This is a genomic window from Vibrio sp. YMD68, assembly GCF_029958905.1.
GTDB lineage: Bacteria > Pseudomonadota > Gammaproteobacteria > Enterobacterales > Vibrionaceae > Vibrio.
This window is the reverse complement of sequence record NZ_CP124614.1, coordinates 1,080,285-1,097,485: the sequence shown is the minus strand read 5'-3', so window position 1 is coordinate 1,097,485 and position 17,201 is coordinate 1,080,285. Positions and strand designations below refer to the sequence as shown.

At 44.6% G+C, this 17,201-nt stretch carries 13 protein-coding genes; 6 read left to right on the top strand and 7 right to left on the bottom strand.

Translation table 11 applies throughout. The features are described 5' to 3' along the window. The first annotated feature begins 7 nt into the window (after positions 1–7). Complete coding sequence (locus tag QF117_RS11235; protein ID WP_282389001.1) at positions 8–1,882, top strand: MFS transporter; 1,875 nt, start codon at positions 8–10, stop codon at positions 1,880–1,882. A 168-nt stretch (positions 1,883–2,050) separates the two neighbouring features. Continuing rightward, positions 2,051–2,974: a putative sulfate exporter family transporter gene (locus QF117_RS11230; RefSeq protein WP_282389000.1), complete on the top strand. Its 924-nt coding sequence runs from the start codon at positions 2,051–2,053 to the stop codon at positions 2,972–2,974. A 109-nt stretch (positions 2,975–3,083) separates the two neighbouring features. Here QF117_RS11230 and QF117_RS11225 read toward each other — a convergent pair whose 3' ends face one another. From QF117_RS11225 to QF117_RS11195, 7 genes are all read right to left on the bottom strand, one after another. Beyond that, positions 3,084–3,272, bottom strand: a complete 189-nt coding sequence (locus QF117_RS11225) for a hypothetical protein (protein ID WP_282388999.1) — start codon at positions 3,270–3,272, stop codon at positions 3,084–3,086. A 98-nt stretch (positions 3,273–3,370) separates the two neighbouring features. Further along, positions 3,371–4,804, bottom strand: coding sequence for an o-succinylbenzoate--CoA ligase (menE, locus tag QF117_RS11220; RefSeq protein ID WP_282388998.1), 1,434 nt, complete (start codon positions 4,802–4,804; stop codon positions 3,371–3,373). Beyond that, positions 4,804–5,790, bottom strand: coding sequence for an o-succinylbenzoate synthase (gene menC / locus QF117_RS11215; RefSeq protein ID WP_282388997.1), 987 nt, complete (start codon positions 5,788–5,790; stop codon positions 4,804–4,806). Before menC ends, menE begins: the two co-directional genes overlap by 1 nt. A 273-nt stretch (positions 5,791–6,063) precedes the next feature. After that, complete coding sequence (gene menB / locus QF117_RS11210) at positions 6,064–6,930, bottom strand: 1,4-dihydroxy-2-naphthoyl-CoA synthase (RefSeq protein ID WP_282388996.1); 867 nt, start codon at positions 6,928–6,930, stop codon at positions 6,064–6,066. Positions 6,931–7,016: 86 nt separating this feature from the next. Beyond that, the gene (gene menH, locus QF117_RS11205) at positions 7,017–7,829 is read right to left on the bottom strand and encodes a 2-succinyl-6-hydroxy-2,4-cyclohexadiene-1-carboxylate synthase (protein ID WP_282388995.1); all 813 of its coding nucleotides are present in this window, start codon (positions 7,827–7,829) and stop codon (positions 7,017–7,019) included. Between the two features lie 45 nt (positions 7,830–7,874). Continuing rightward, the gene (menD, locus tag QF117_RS11200) at positions 7,875–9,650 is read right to left on the bottom strand and encodes a 2-succinyl-5-enolpyruvyl-6-hydroxy-3-cyclohexene-1-carboxylic-acid synthase (RefSeq protein WP_282388994.1); all 1,776 of its coding nucleotides are present in this window, start codon (positions 9,648–9,650) and stop codon (positions 7,875–7,877) included. After that, a complete protein-coding gene (locus QF117_RS11195) occupies positions 9,647–10,957 on the bottom strand; it encodes an isochorismate synthase MenF (protein WP_282388993.1) in 1,311 nt (436 codons plus the stop codon). Before QF117_RS11195 ends, menD begins: the two co-directional genes overlap by 4 nt. Before the next feature lie 217 nt (positions 10,958–11,174). Between QF117_RS11195 and QF117_RS11190 the strand changes: the two genes are divergently transcribed. From QF117_RS11190 to QF117_RS11175, 4 genes are all read left to right on the top strand, one after another. Then, a complete protein-coding gene (locus tag QF117_RS11190) occupies positions 11,175–12,389 on the top strand; it encodes a pyridoxal phosphate-dependent aminotransferase (protein ID WP_282388992.1) in 1,215 nt (404 codons plus the stop codon). Between the two features lie 208 nt (positions 12,390–12,597). Further along, a complete protein-coding gene (gene yfbR, locus QF117_RS11185) occupies positions 12,598–13,212 on the top strand; it encodes a 5'-deoxynucleotidase (protein ID WP_282388991.1) in 615 nt (204 codons plus the stop codon). A gap of 78 nt (positions 13,213–13,290) precedes the next feature. Further along, positions 13,291–15,786: a cache domain-containing protein gene (locus QF117_RS11180; protein WP_282388990.1), complete on the top strand. Its 2,496-nt coding sequence runs from the start codon at positions 13,291–13,293 to the stop codon at positions 15,784–15,786. A 78-nt stretch (positions 15,787–15,864) separates the two neighbouring features. After that, entirely contained in the window at positions 15,865–17,184 is a 1,320-nt protein-coding gene (locus tag QF117_RS11175; protein WP_282389466.1) for an anti-phage deoxyguanosine triphosphatase, read from the top strand. The last annotated feature ends 17 nt before the right edge of the window (positions 17,185–17,201 follow it).

Here is a 17,201-nt window from a genome sequence, read left to right as displayed (position 1 = left end):
ACCTGCAATGCCAGAGCATCCTCAATCTTCGTTACTAACTAAAAAGCGATTTTTACCTTATTTTGTTACTCAGTTTTTTGGCGCTTTTAACGACAATGTATTCAAAAACACCCTATTACTGCTTGTTGCTTTTGCAGCAGTAGGCAGCCTACCGTTTTCAAGTCACTTATTTATTAACTTAGCGGCTGGGCTATTTATTCTTCCCTTTTTTCTCTTTTCCTCGACGGCAGGCGTATTAGCGGATAAGTACGAGAAATCACAACTCATTCGCATTACGAAGCTATTTGAAATTGGGATCATGTGCTTAGGCGCCGTTGGATTTATCACCGAGAGCTACTTTATTCTATTGGTCCTTTTGTTCTTGATGGGAACGCAATCGGCATTTTTTGGCCCGGTAAAATACGCATTGCTACCACAGCATTTAAAATCCGATGAGCTTGTGTCTGGTAACGCTTTAGTTGAAACAGGAACGTTTCTCGCTATTTTATTGGGCACACTCGCCGCGGGTGTGATTGCATCAACAGACTATGCGAAATACATTGCTGCATTTTGTGTCATTGCCTCAGCGATCATAGGCTACCTCTCAAGCCGAAAAATTCCAGAAGCACCGGCTAGTGCACCTGAGCTGGAATTTAAATGGCAACCCATCAAACAGACAAGAACAACGTTGGCTATTGCCCAATCTGATCGCGTCATTTTTCAAGCCATCATGGCGATCAGTTGGTTCTGGTTTTTGGGTGCCACCTACCTCACTCAATTTCCTAATTTCACTAAGTTGCATCTCAATGGTCAAGAAAGTGCGGTCTCCTTACTTTTGGCGCTTTTTTCAGTTGGCATCGCCTTAGGATCGTTAGCTTGTGACAAGCTGTCCAATCATCGAATTGAAGTCGGTATTGTCCCACTGGGCAGCCTTGGTATTAGCCTGTTTGGTTATTTAATGGTGGCGGCTATTCCTGACGTGTTACCTGAATTTACGAGCTTTATTGAGTTCATTGCCTACAAGCCACTATGGCCGGTGTTTGCTTACCTGCTTCTACTCGGAGCATCAGGGGGCGTGTTTATTGTCCCTTTGTACGCTTTATTGCAATTACGAGCCAAACCTAAGCAAAGAGCACAAGTCATCGCCGCCCTGAATATTTACAATTCCCTATTAATGGTTGGCAGTGCGGTATTGGGCATTGTATTCCTGAGTGTTCTTGAATTTAGCATCCCTCAGCTATTTGGCTTACTCGCGGTGTTAAACCTTTTAGTTGCGATTTACCTGTGTATTCAAGTCCCCGTTTTTGTCGTTAGGTTTTTGGTTTGGATCTTAACCCACACTATGTATCGTGTGAAACACACCAACACTCACCATCTTCCAAAACAAGGCGGTGCACTCATCGTGTGTAACCATGTCAGCTATATGGATGCGCTTCTGTTGAGTGCGGTATGCCCTCGCCTTATTCATTTTGTTATGGAAGAGGACTACGCAAACTTTCGTCCCATCAAAGGTTTTTTGAAACGAGCCGGCGTGATTCCAATTTCAGCCAACCGTAAAAGCTCTCTGAGACGAGCGTTTCAAGATGTCGAAAAATCATTAAGTGACGGTCATATCGTGTGTATATTTCCTGAAGGTCGTTTAACATCAGACGGCGAGGTAGGAGAGTTTATGCGTGGCATGGACATCATATTAAAGCGAAGCCCCGTTCCGGTTATTCCAGTGGCGCTCAAAGGCTTATGGGGCAGCTATTTTAGCCGATTTAAAGGGCGCGCTTGCAAAGGATTCCCTCGCCGATGCTGGTCTAGAATAGAAATTGAAATCGGGGAGCCTGTAGCATCGAGTACCGCGACAACCCAACTGATGCGAGATAAGGTTTCGCAACTCCGTGGGGAGTTTAAGTAATAATCAAACCAAAACGCGGGTAGAACAGAAGCCCGCCTTTTCTACCCGCTTTTGTGCCTGCTTTTATACCAGCGTTCAATTTAACTTAACGCTTGTTCAAATCATTAAGACTCATTGATCTTATTTTTCTTATACACTACACACTCTGTTTTCAAATGACCGATTAATATGAATCAAATAAAACACCAATTCCCATTTTGGCTTGCAGGCGCCTTTTGTTTAACGCCTTATGTGTCTTCTCCGACAGCTTTGATTATCGGATTTTTCCTCGCCAGCTTTGGGCTTATTCCTGGCCATTTATCGATTGGGAAAATGACCAAAAAACTATTGGCCATTTCAATTGTAGGCTTAGGGTTTGGGATCCAATTTGAAGAAGCGCTAGCGGTAACTCGTCATGGTATTGGTATTATCATGACGACCATCATCGGGACGCTTGTCATTGGGTGGTTTATCGCGAAAATGATCCGGTTAGATAAAGTCACGGGGTATTTGATTGCGGCTGGAACCGCTATTTGTGGCGGAAGTGCCATAGCAGCGGTTTCGCCCGCCATTAAGGCGGATGATGAAAAGACGGGGTTAGCACTGGCGACAATTTTCGTTCTTAATTCGATCGCGTTATTTATCTTCCCTGTCATCGGCCACGCGCTAGGCTTAGAACAGCACACTTTCGGTACCTGGGCTGCTATTGCTATTCATGACACTTCATCGGTTGTCGGGGCCGCTTCTGCCTACGGAGAAGAGGCGCTGACGACTGCAACCACTCTAAAACTGGCGAGAGCTCTTTGGATCGTGCCTGTGGCGTTGGTAAGTGCGTTGATTTTTAGCAATGAATCTAAAAAAATCACCATCCCTTATTTCATTGTGTTCTACTGCGTGGCAATTTTTGTCAGTGATTTATTGCCACAGTTTGAAGATATCTATCAGGGGATATTTGCTTTAGCAAAGCAAACTTTGGTGTTGTGTCTTTTCTTGATCGGGTGCGGTATTTCAGTGGAGAAGCTCAAAGCTGCTGGGCCAAAGCCTCTGCTCTATGGGATTGCATTGTGGGTATTAATATCCACAACGTCACTTGCATGGTTAATGCTAACGTAAAGGGTGAAGGGCTTTAAACGGTGGTTTCACATCATGCTTTTAAGAGACGGTTGTTAAAATCGTGCTTTAACATCATGAGGCAGCAACATCAGTTGGACGGCAGTAAGATTCAAAGCTCTTCTGCTTCTATTTTCACTTTAGATAATGTCACTTTGGCGCTTTTCTTACGCTTTACATTAATAACAAGACCAACCACGCAAAGAAAGGCCGACAATTCCGCCAATGATCGGACTAACCCTTGTGAGTTTATCGCTACCACAACCAATATCACCACGGCGCTCAATAATACTGCTCTCATCCTTCAACCTATATGCACTTTCAATCCATTCATACGTTCTATTATGAATTATCGCTATATAGAGAAGAAATGATGTTTTGGACTAGGTAATACCAAAATTAACTAAGTTGAATGTCTAACCATCGCTTTAATTCCTTACGGGACACTTTAATGCCTGACGCGAACAATTCAGGCGGTATCAAATAATAAGCAACTGGCCACTTAAATTTTTCTAACCTTTCTTTTAAAAAGACATCCATCTCTATTTTGGACGGTAAGATGTCAGCATCAATCATTGCCACTGGTCTATGGCCAAACTCTTTATCAGTGACGGGCACAACAAAAGCTTGGTTTACCACTGGATGACGATTTAGCTCCGCTTCTATTTGTTCACAATGAATATTTTCGCCACCCGAGATGAATTGGTTATCAACGCGGCCAATAACCCGTAATTCATTATTTTCCCAGCAGCCCAGATCTTTGGTATCAAACCAACCGTCGTTATCGATGATCGGCGTGATATTTCCTTGAAGAAAATACCCTGCCGCTAACGTATCACCACCAACGAAGATCCGTTGATTTTCAATTTTTAGCTTTCTGTTTGGTATGACGCGACCTGCCGTCGAACTAGTATTCACCCGCTTTGCTGTGACCGTTGACGCCGCTTCCGTCATGCCATAACCAAGCCACGCATCAATGTGTAATTTAGCGCACTGCGCAGTCAGGCTTTCTGGAATATGGCTACCACCCAGTAACACGCGCGTTAACGTCAATGGGAGTTTCACTTCGAACAATCGGCTCAATTGTGTCGACACTAACGATGCATGGGTGACATCTTTAATGTCGAGATTGAGATTCCCTTGCCCTACTTTTAAGCAACCACCCGCAGAGAGCCATCGATACAAGATCGCCAACCCAGACACGTGATACAGCGGTAAGCTCAAAAGCCAGGTATCGCCAAAGCCGTAATCAAATTCTTGCAATAGCCCACTGGCTGAAGCGAAATGTTGAGCAAAGCTATGGGCGACCGCTTTTGGGGCACCGGTAGAGCCTGACGTGAAAATGATCGAGGCTATATTGGATGATGCGATGTTTATAGTATTGACTGAGTTGCCTCCATCAACACTGATGCCGTTATCCGATCGATTTTCATTGATAACGAATCGGGTGCAGCGGGTACGCAGAGTTTGTTGATCTTCATCGGTAAAGCTCTGCCAAACCGTGTCTGTTAGCCAAACAAGCGGCTTTGCGTCTCGCTTATACAAACGTTCAAATTTTTGCTGAAGTAATGCCAAAGGTTGTGGCATGGTCAGCGCACCGATGGCGCCAATATGACAGCACGCCAAATACATTAACACCATGTCTTGCTGGTTTTTCCCAATAATGGTGACAACATCATGCTGCCTGACCCCTTGAGCAATAAGCTGAGACGCACAATCCACCACAGATTGATGCAATTGAAGCCAGTTATAACTTTGCTTAGGTGTAATGAGAGCACAAGAAAATGGGCTCTCATGAGCCCACCTTTGAATGCTTAACGAAGTCGTTGACACTAGGATTGCCACATAACGGGTTGATCACTTAATCGATGCACAGGCAATGTAGAACCGGGCCAAGCCGTCTCTAACTGGCACTGAAATAAATTTAAGGTATCAAGACCTGGAACTTCATCTGGCAATTGCCATAAAGAGAAACGAGCAAGCTGATCCAGCCCAAGACTAGATTCAATACTTGAGCTGATCACAGCTTGAATACCTAATACCTTAGCCTTTTCAATAAGATTAATGCAACGTGAAACCGAACCAATCAGCATCGGTTTAATGACGATCGCTTTTGCTCCGGTCAAATCCTCCAAACAAAAGTCATGTTTTTTCACTGCGTGTTGAAGGGTTTCATCCCATGCGATCGCTATGCCAGTATCTATCGCTAAAGAAAAACTGTCTCCAGGGTGCATGCAAGGCTCTTCTAAATAATGAACGCGTTGACGCAAAGAAGGGGCGACGTGCTTGGCAAATTTCTGAGCTTGTTCCAGTGTCCATGAACGGTTGGCATCGAGTCGAAGCGTTAGGTCTGGGATCGATTCAAGCAATAAGCTGACGATCATGCCATCACGAATAGGTTCATACAGCCCCACTTTGACTTTGGCTACTTTATTGCCTTCCATCGCGCTAAGTACCGGTAATACTTCATCAGGATCACCACTGCACAAAGGAGCAGAGCGATAATTACCCTCTTTCGGTAACTCACCAGCCAGCTCTAATTCGGCCATTGATAAACCAAAGGCGACAGAAGGATAGAGTTCATCATAATCAGCATTCTGCCCAGCTACCCACAACTCAAGCTGTTTCTGAGCTTGCAGCCCTGCTTCTTCAGTGGTTTCGACACTAAAGCCAATTAAAGGAGAAATTTCACCTCGACCGACCCGACCATTTTCCGTCAGTTCCACGATAAACCCAACACGCTCTTTGAGCTTATGATTTCTTAGAACTACACCGCTATCCATAGGTAACTGATAACGATAAAGCTTAGCTGATTTCATATAAGATTCCGCTGTGATAATGCGCGACCGCAAGTAATGCATAGACCATCAAATCAGGCCATAAGTTCACTCTTAATCGTAGATAGCTGCTGTCTAAGAGTGTTTTTTTACTGAGTTCTTTTGAGATTATTTTGCTTAACGTACCGATGCAAAACGTACTGATGCAAAACGTACTGATGCAAAACAAGCATAGTCGGCAAAGTGCGCAAAGGTGGTTTTATTCACATAAACACACCTTTGCTGACCAATGCTGTACTGGCTTACTCTCATTTATTAAGGGTTTCGAGGGAACTTATCAAAATCTGGACGACGTTTTTCATTAAACGCATTTCGACCTTCTTGGCCTTCTTCTGTCATGTAGAACATCATCGTTGCGTTACCTGCCAGTTCTTGAAGGCCTGCTTGACCATCACAATCCGCATTGAGGGCCGCTTTTAAACAACGAAGGGCCATTGGGCTGTGCTGAAGTGTCTCACGAGACCAACGAATCGCTTCTTTTTCAAGATCATCAACAGGAACCACCGTATTCACTAATCCCATATCAAGCGCTTCCTGGGCATCGTAGAATCGGCATAAAAACCAGATTTCACGCGCTTTCTTTTGGCCGACAATTCTCGCCATGTAAGACGCACCCCAACCACCATCAAACGATCCGACTTTAGGGCCAGTTTGACCAAATTGGGCATTTTCAGCCGCAATGGTTAAATCACACATCATGTGCAAAACATGGCCACCACCCACAGCCCAGCCAGCGACTGCAGCTATGACAGGTTTTGGACAGGTGCGAATTTGACGTTGAAAATCAAGCACATTGAGGTGATGTGTACCGCTATCATCTCGGTAACCACCGTAGTCACCACGAATCTTCTGATCGCCACCAGAACAGAAGGCTTTCTCACCTAAACCCGTGAGGATAATAACGCCCACTTGTTCATCATAGCGAGCGTTGGCCAATGCATCGATCATCTCTTTTACGGTCTGTGGACGAAACGCATTATGAACCTGAGGACGCGCGATAGTAATTTTCGCAATGCCATCAGCGGATTTATGATAATGAATATCTTCATACTCGTTGGTGCAGTCTTGCCATTCAACGGGTGCGTAAAGCTCTTCTTCGGTAATGCCTACTGTCTTTGCCATTTTAATTATCCATTTGTCCGATTCGTGCTCTGCTAATCGAGCATCAATTACTGTTTCGTGATCAATGACTGTTTTGTCATCAATTGCTATTTCGTAAAGTTCTTTATCGCATGCGCAAAGTTCTTTATCTCTTGCGCAAATGCATGTGGGCTTTCTTGATGCACATTATGCCCAACGCCTGAAACAAGGTTAAATGCCAACCCGCTCTCTCGCGCTATCTGACTAAATTTATAGTCATTCTCACCGCAAAGGTAATGCATGCGTATCGGCTGTTTTTTAAGTGCGGTTAACAAGTATTCTTGCTCGGCTAATGAAGTTGCAAGTAACATCTGCGCAATTGCAGGGCCAAGATTAGCATTGCGCTTTAACTGGAAGATTTGTTTCTGCTCATTGTTTAGTGAAGAAAAAACACCTTGCTGATACCAGTCGATTAACACCTGTTCAATTGGCTCATTATTGAAGCGATTTGCCCAGCCTCGATCATTGACAGCTCTTGCAAGCTTTTGTTCTGTGCTCTCTAATCCCAAGTGGCTCCCTTCTACGATGAGCCCGTGCACGTTAAGCATCGAAAACAAACCATTCGCCACACCGTGCATCGCAATTCTTCCCCCCATAGAGTAGCCAATAATAACCACTGGCTGGCTGGGCGCGAGTAATGCTGAAACAGTATTGGAAATCATGTCGCAGCAATCGTCAAAGCCTGTACACGTAATATGTGCACTTTGACCATGGCCAGGGAGGTCAATTGTCAGGCATGAGTAGTCCGTTAGCTGTTCGATACTCGATTGCCAATCATCGCCACTTCCTAGTAAGCCATGAAGAAAAACTAATGCCGGTTTGGCTGTATTACCCACATAATGATGTTCACTATGAAGCATGCCGTTCACTTTATTTTCCACAATCTCAGCTCCATAGGCCTAGCTCCACTAACCCAGAACCATAATCTAGGCATCATGAAGTAAACGAGAAAATTCGACGAGTTGTTCAGAGGCTTGATTTGAAGGCGTTATAACCTCGACAACCAAGGCACCACAGCCCTGATTGAGGTGTGTTGAGATACTGAGCAAACATTGAGATAGCGTATTTGGCCTATCGTAGGCCAAACCAAACTGCTTTGCTGCGTACTCAAACTGGTAGCCATGAGGCATTTGATATAAGGCTTCTTTCTGCTGCTTAGGCACTGGTAATAAATCAAAAATCGCCCCGCCATCATTGTTGGTCACAACGATCACAACCGGGCTCTTTTGATGGCTTAATAACGCCAAAGAGTTCAGATCATACAGCAATGAAGTGTCGCCGATAAAAACCAGCATGGGTGTTGATGAGGCTCGTTGAACACCAACGGAGGTCGCGACTAAACCATCAATCCCTGACGCGCCTCGATTGGTATGCACACGAAACGAGTCAATCGATGAAAACATATCAACCAAGCGCACAAAAAGACTGTTTCCGAAGAACAACATCGTCTCTTTAGGTACGTCTTTTAGTAATCCAGGAATGGCATAACTCAAACCAACTTCAGTCAAACGATCGCCATCTTCTAAAAACGCGTTTGCTTTTGTCGCGACCACACGGGAAAGCACTTGTAACGCATCGGCCCAACCCGCCGTTTCGCTTTTTTCAGACAATGGCAACTGAGATAACTGATTGAGTTGCCATTGGCACCAGTCAGCGACCTCAGAGCGATAATGGGTTTGTGGTAGATGTGACTGATTATTTCGATCGGCACTTGGGTCTACATAAATGTAGTCACAAGATGAGGAGGAGACGTGCTGATCTAGCCACTGATTTAAGCGCTTAGAGATAATTCGAGAGCCGCACTGAATGACAGCCATGCATTGATTTAATACATTTTTTTCTGGGTGAGAAGCGCTTGATAACTGTAACCACACATCATAGTGCGCCCAATCGCTACTCACACCAGATTGTGGGTCACATAAAACCGGCCAACCTAGTCGGTGCGCAAATTCAATGGCCGCGGCAGCCTGATCGCGTTCAACACGACCAATGATTACCAAGCCTTTTTTTGAAAAGAGATCCGTCGAAACCCAATGTGGATACTGATCCTGATACTGATTGCCATGCGGTATTCTGTCATGCTGTATGCAGTAAGGTTCTTTGCTTTGACGCCATCCAGATACCGTATCCTGGTAACCTTTAAACAGTGTATCATCGACCTCTCCGTACAACGGCTCTGGAAATGGGCAATTAATATGAACCGCAGAACCCTGTTGCGCTTGCTGGTACATGACCTCATCGAGGCTAGAAAGAAGCCAAGGTAGACCGATGTGCTCAGATGGGCTGGGTAGATTAAGCTCCGCGCGCGTATGCGGTGCAAAGATACCGCGTTGCTCGATAGCTTGATTAGCACCGCAACCCACCAATTGCTGAGGCCTATCGGCACTTAAGACAACCAACTTTTCCCCTGTCAATTTGGCTTCGGCGATAGCTGGCAGTAGGTTAGCCACGGCTGTACCCGATGTCACGATAATGGCAACGGGAGAACGGCTTGCCTTCGCTAGGCCCAACGCCAAGAATCCGAGCCCACGCTCATCAAAGTGCGTGTGAATATTGAGCTGCTGATTGGCATCAGATTCGAGAGTTAAAGGGGTAGAACGAGACCCTGGGGCAATGCATACCTCAGTCACACCAAATCGCGTCAATTCTTCGAGTATGACCCGGCACCAAATACGGTTCATCACCGCTTGGTTGTTGATCATGATGCGGCCTCAACCAATGGCGGGACATCGGAAAATAACGAAAGTAATGTGGACATTTTTTTGTCTAGCTCTTGCCATTCATGGCTAGCGACAGAGCCTGGAACAATACCCGCACCAGCGAATAATTGAACTTGCTCATTCACCACCAGCGCACTGCGTATCGCGACGCAAAACTCAGCTTTTTTATGGCTCACGTAACCCACTGAGCCGGCGTACCATCCTCGAGCAAAGGGTTCATTATTGCGAATAAACGCCATCGACTCCTGTCGAGGAAGCCCAGCAACGGCCGCTGTTGGTTGCAGGGCACTCAGCAACTGAACACCGTTGGTTCCCTTGTGCAAATGAGCCCGAATGCTGCGCTTTAAATGCTGCACTTTTCGTAATCGAATCAAGCGCGCATCTCGCTCCACATGAATCTCTTCCGAATGAGGGGTTAATCGTTCAACAATATCATCAACAACATATTGATTTTCATTTAAATTCTTTTCATCTTGCGACAACCAATTCGCCAATTGCATATCTTGTGTGGCGTTGACTCCTCGGCCAATCGTACCGGCCAATGCTTCCGTATGCAGCTCTTGGTCAAATCGAGAATATAAACGTTCCGGTGTTGACCCCATGAAGCTATGCTTCTGGTCAAGAGACATCAAAAAATGAAAGCTATGGTGATTCTGGTTATAGCTGGCTTTGAGCAATTGAGCGGCGCTGACAGGCTTATCTAGTTGAAGCACCGTCTTTCTTGCCAATACCACCTTTTTAAAGTCACCGGACTCAATACCATCAAGCACTTTATCCACCAAGTGCTGCCACTCATGCTCCGTTGGCGTATGATCAATATGATTAATGTGTGAGGATAATGACGGCAATGGCGCCACATCGTACTGAAGTTTGCGTAGCGACGTTAGCGTTCTCTTGTTATCTGATGTGATATTGACGGCAAGCGCCCAGGTGTCATCAAAACGAATCAGTTCTATTTGCGGTAGAAAGAAAAAGGACGGCATACATCGACGATTTTTTTCAGTGTTACCATCAAAAGAACGCCCACCCCAAATTCGTTGATCCTCACCTAATATCGCGTAGGCTGGGGCTGGATCCGAAAATGTGTACAACTGCCCCAGTGCAACCACTTCTTCACGAGTATCTCTCGATTGCCAATAAAATTTGGGAAAAACTGGTTGCGCTTCCAACCAGTCGATAAAAGCAATGTTCGGGTTTTCCTCAAGAACTTGAACTAGACGTACTTCACCTTCTTTGGCGCACTTCACACGTTCAATAAGTTCACAAACTGCTTGATGAAAAGAAGACAATTCAACCTCGTATATCGATGATATTGCTATTATTAGACGGCTACTTTATTTACAGACTCCGCTCAAATCAAGGCTGTCGCCCTTTTTTTACATATTCCTGTGATAAGAAACGTACAAAGATCAATCATCATTAAAATAAATACTAGATTTTCATTCTATCAAACCCGAAATTGAGATACTTTAAATATAGAATTGAATCATTTTTAGGGATTATGCAATGCAAAATATCGAGATGTCATCAAAACTCGATAATGTCTGCTACGACATTAGGGGTCCAGTACTCAAACATGCTAAACGCATGGAAGAGGAGGGGCATAAAATTCTTAAACTGAATATTGGTAATCCCGCCCCATTTGGTTTCGATGCCCCAGATGAAATTCTTGTTGATGTCATTCGTAATCTTCCAACGTCTCAAGGCTATTGTGATTCGAAAGGTATCTACTCCGCTCGCAAAGCGGTGGTTCAACATTACCAACGGAAAGGCATCCACTCTTTGGATGTGGAAGACGTTTATATCGGTAATGGTGTGTCCGAGTTGATTGTCATGGCGATGCAGGCGTTGCTCAATAATGGCGATGAAATGCTGGTACCAGCGCCTGATTACCCTTTATGGACCGCTTCTGTTGCTCTTTCAGGGGGTAAGGCCGTTCATTACATGTGTGATGAGGAGTCTGATTGGTACCCTGATCTTGACGATATAAAAAAGAAGATTGGTCCTAAAACGCGTGGCATTGTTTTAATTAATCCAAACAACCCCACTGGCGCGGTTTATAGCCGTGATTTTTTACTGGAAGTGATTGAAATTGCTCGTAAGCACAAGCTGATCATTTTCGCTGATGAGATTTACGACAAAGTGCTCTACGATGGCGCCACTCACACTTCTGTTGCGACACTCACCGAGGATGTTCTGGTTGTTACCTTTAATGGGCTATCAAAAGCGTATCGAGTCTGTGGCTTCCGTGGCGGTTGGATGTTCTTAACTGGGCCTAAGCACCTTGCTAAAGGCTATATTTCAGGCTTAGAAATGCTCGCTTCCATGCGTTTGTGCGCCAATGTTCCGATGCAACATGCGATACAGACAGCACTTGGCGGGTACCAGAGTATCAATGAACTTATCTTGCCTGGTGGGCGTCTATTAGAGCAACGTGACCGAGCATGGGAACTGATTAATCAAATCCCAGGCGTTTCTTGCGTTAAGCCAAAAGGGGCAATGTATCTGTTCCCAAAAATTGACACAAAAAAATACCGCATCAAAGATGATCAAAAGATGGTGCTCGACTTCTTGATTCAAGAAAAAGTCTTGCTGGTACAGGGGACTGGCTTTAATTGGCCAAAACCGGACCATTTCCGAATCGTCACTCTGCCTCATGTTGAAGACCTAGAAATCGCCATCGGACGATTTGAACGATTCCTTTCAACCTATAGCCAATAAGTACATAGGCTACAGTAGCGATACATCCCATTTCGTGTTTCTAAATGGATACTTTTTCATAGACTGAGAGAGTGTCCATTTTTGTTTGGATGAAGTTCATATAGTCTAGGACGTGTGGATCTTTCGAGCTGATTTGTACAAAAGTTAACCGCGAAAGATCAACACACCCTAGCTCCCTAAGCTCAGGATAATTTAATGATATTCAAGGATGTTTATTATTATGAAAGAGAATGATTCCCCAAAAGAAAGCCACTTTTTCGCGCATCTCGCTCGTATGAAACTGATTCAACGCTGGCCGTTAATGCGTTCGGTCTCTACCGAAAACATTTCCGAGCATAGCCTTCAAGTAGGGTTTGTCGCCCATGCTCTCGCCGTGATTAAAAATAAAAAATTCAATGGTCAACTCAACCCGGAACGCATCGCCATTTTGGGAATGTACCATGACACCAGTGAAGTACTCACTGGCGACCTCCCTACCCCGGTTAAGTATTACAACGAAGAGATAGCCAAGGAATATAAGAAAATCGAAGCGGCAGCAGAGCAAAAATTATTATCGATGCTGCCAGAGGAATTTCAACAAGACTTCGCTCCCTATCTTGTCACCCAAGAAGCACACCCTGAAGATGCGGCGATCGTCAAACAAGCGGATACCATCTGTGCTTATCTCAAGTGTTTAGAAGAACTCAGTGCCGGCAACCATGAATACGCACTAGCCAAAAAACGTCTTGATATCACACTAAAAGAACGACGAACCGAAGAGATGATGTATTTTTTGAATACCTTCGCTCCAAGTTTTGAATTATCACTGGACGAAATAACGTAATTGTCCACCGTTTTGATAAGACTTAGCTACACTTTGATTAATCACTAGAAACTTTGATTACAAATTTATAGGTATTATGTGTCAATAACGAGCGACCAAAAATTACTTCGGTTAATTAAGTACTTACCAATGGTCATCATTGGGCTTTCTCTTCTGGTACTCATTACTATCGTGTTATCAGCCAATCGAACGGCCTTAAAAGAAGATCTTGCCACCCTTCATACTGGGTTTTATCAAACACAGCGTGACACAATCCAATACCGAGTGGCGAATGTCATAGAACAAATTGAATTTGAAAAATCAAACACAGAGAACATCCTAAAAAACGACATCAAAAACCGGGTTGATGAAGCAGTGGCGGCGGCAAATAATATTTATGCTCAAAACCAACACCTCGACAAATCCATCGTCAGTAAAATGATCACAGATGCGCTAAGGCCGATACGCTTTAATAATGATCGCGGATACTTTTTCATCTATCAACTCGATGGCACCAATGTTATGCACCCCATTTTGCCTCATGTTGAAGGAAAATCGCTTTGGGATTTGCAAGATGCTCGCGGCGCCTATGTCATCAGAGACTCGGCAGAGCTAGCGCAAACACAAACACAAGCATTTCACCGCTGGTGGTGGGTTAAACCCGACGCCATTGATCAAGAGTTTGATAAAATCGGCTACCTCTCACTATTTGAACCCTTTGACTGGTTCATCGGAGCAGGTGAGTATGTTGTGGATGTCGAAGAGGATATTCAACATCGTCTAATACAACGGTTTTCAGATTACAGTTATGGTGAAGGTGGTTACATCTTTATTATGAACAGTAACGGCGAATTGATCTCGCACCCCAATCAATCCCTGATAGGGGTGGGTAGGCTGGATGCCCAAGATGGTAACGGAACGTATTACGTACAAGAACTGATTAATCAAGCGCGTAATGGTGGCGGCTTTGTCGAATACCAATCCAGTTATACCCCTGTTGGCACCATGACACCCGATAAACTCAGCTATGTGAATTACCTGCCCGATTGGGACTGGGTAATCGGCACTGGTGTGTATACCGAAAAAATAGACAGCTTTCTTGCAGAAAGAGAAGCGTTGATCCAGCAAAAAAATTCGGAAGAAGTATTGAAGATCACTTTTCTAGGTATAGTGGTTTCGCTGGTATTGGCGGCTTTGTCTTTATTTATTGGTAATACGGTTGGCCGTCGATTTTTACGCTTACAGCATAAGATTAACCAAGATTTCCACGAGTTAGAAGAAACCAAAAATCAGCTTCAATATCTCGCGCTTCACGATAGCTTAACTAAACTGCCCAATCGGGTCTTCCTTATCGACTTTATTAATCAGCAAATTAAGCAGTGTCAGGGGAATGGAAAATACACCGCCATCATGTTTGTTGACCTCGATGATTTTAAGAAAGTCAATGATGCCTTTGGGCATTCAACTGGCGACCAACTTTTGGCGCAAATAGGGGCGAAATTTGAAACCTTGCTTAACCAGAATGAAATCGTGGCTCGGTTTGGTGGCGATGAATTCGTCTTCTGTTTTTCTAACCTTTCTAATGTCTTAGAAGCGGAAAATCGAGGTGTCGAGATTTGTCAGATCTTCCAGGAAGAGTTTCTGATCGCCGGTAAAGTTATTTCATCGAGTTGCAGTGTGGGTGTCTCCATCTACCCGCAAGATGCTCGTGACGCAGAAGATCTTATTGCTAAGGCCGATACGGCACTTTACACATCAAAAGCCCGTAAGAAAGGGAACGTATTATTCTATGATGAATCTATCAACCGCCAAGTCCAGTATGAATTAAGCCTTGAGAATGAGCTTCGCTGCGCTCTAAAGCTTGGGGAACTCTACATGGTGTACCAACCACAAATCGACTTAAACACAGGGAAGTTACAGAGTGTTGAAGCACTGATTCGCTGGAATAATCCGTTGCTTGGCCATGTGTCCCCTGTTGAGCTTATCCGAAAAGCCGAAGAGATCGGGCTTATCCACGAAGTGGGCCTATTTGTTATTGAACGCTCGTGCCAAGAGATCATCAATCACTATCCAAATGGTGATGACAGCCTTGCTCTGTCAATCAATGTGTCACCTAGCCAACTGATCGCCAAAAATTTCATTCACGATTTAACATCAACGGTGGATAGGCTGGGTATTGATCGACACCGAATCACGGTTGAAATCACTGAAAATGTGTTGATTAATGATTTGGAGATAGTCACACCTATACTCAAACAACTTCGCGAGAGTCACTTCTCTATTTCTTTGGATGATTTTGGCACTGGGTTCTCATCACTCAGCTACCTGTCTAATCTGCCAATAACGGAGATAAAGATCGACCGAAGTTTCATCGATAAGCTATTAGTCAGCAAGCAAAGTGACGCCTTGATTAAAGCCATTATCGCGATTGGTGATTCACACTCATTAAAAGTGGTCGCAGAAGGCATTGAATCTCTAGAGCAATACCAAAAACTCAATGAATACCAATGCAATTTAGGTCAAGGATATTATTTTTCTAAACCTATCCTTATGAATGAGCTTGTAAACTACCGGAATGACCGTACATTAGCTTAGAGGTGACCGCTATTGTTATTATCGCAATCGGGAGCCATGTATTTCGGTGATAAGCATCCAGGAAAAAGGACGGTAGGCATGGATACAGAGATCAGCCTTCTTTGGCAAGATAGACACGATGATGAACATAAAATTAGGCGCGATGATCACCGAAGCCCATACCAACGTGATCGAGCGCGCATTTTACATTCTGCCGCGTTTAGGCGACTACAGGCCAAAACTCAGGTACATGGTAATAGTGTGGATGACTTTCACCGTACCCGTTTGACTCATTCCTTAGAAGCGGCACAACTCGGCACTGGCATTGTCGCTCAGTTGAAAAAGAAACAGCCTGAATTTAAAGACTTACTTCCCTCAGACAGCCTTATCGATTCTCTCTGCTTAGCGCATGATATTGGGCACCCTCCCTATGGACACGGGGGAGAAATCGCTCTCAATTATATGATGCGTAATCATGGGGGATTTGAGGGTAATGCGCAAACCTTCCGCATTGTCACTCAGCTCGAACCTTATACCGAACATTTTGGTATGAATTTGTCTCGCAGAGCCTTATTGGGGCTGATTAAGTACCCGGCCTTTTTGAGCCAGACTCAAGCCAAAACAAAGCCTAAAGCGACGTTTGATCAGCGCCGGTTAAAAGCGACCGACTGGCTTCCTGCTAAAGGTATTTATGACTGCGATAAGCATTTCTTTGATTGGGTCATCAAACCCCTTTCAAAAAAAGATCAAGCGTTACTGTGCGAACTTCGCAGCGCCCCTTTATCGAGCCACCAACACAGCAAAACTCGTTTCAAATCTTTAGATTGCTCCATCATGGAATTGGCCGATGATATTGCCTACGGTGTTCACGATCTTGAAGATGCCATTGCGCTTGGCATGATTAATCGAAACCAATGGGTAGAAGCCGCAGCCAGTCGATTATCAGAGTGTGGTGAGCCTTGGTTTGAAGCGCATATTGCCTCGATTACTGAGATGCTCTTCTCTGGAAAACACCATCAACGTAAAGACGCTATCGGCGGCATGGTGAACGCGCTACTCACCAGTGTCACCATTCAACCCGTCGATGCTGATTTTGAGACCCATTTACTGGCCTATAATGCGTATTTAGATGTGAATATGAGTAAAGCGCTGAATATCTTAAAGCACTTTGTCAGCCAGTACGTTATTCAAATTCCGCAAGTACAGATTGTGGAATACAAGGGCCAACAAATTATTATGGATTTGTTTGAAGCGCTCAGTCCCAACGCGGAACGCCTACTTCCCGACGTTGAAAAAAGTAAGTGGCAACTCTCGAAAGGAGACCCTAGCCAAAAACTGCGAGTGATCGCTGACTATATTTCCGCAATGACCGATGGCCACGCGCAACGGCTTCATCAACAACTGTTTTCCAACACATAAAATGAAAATCTACGGAG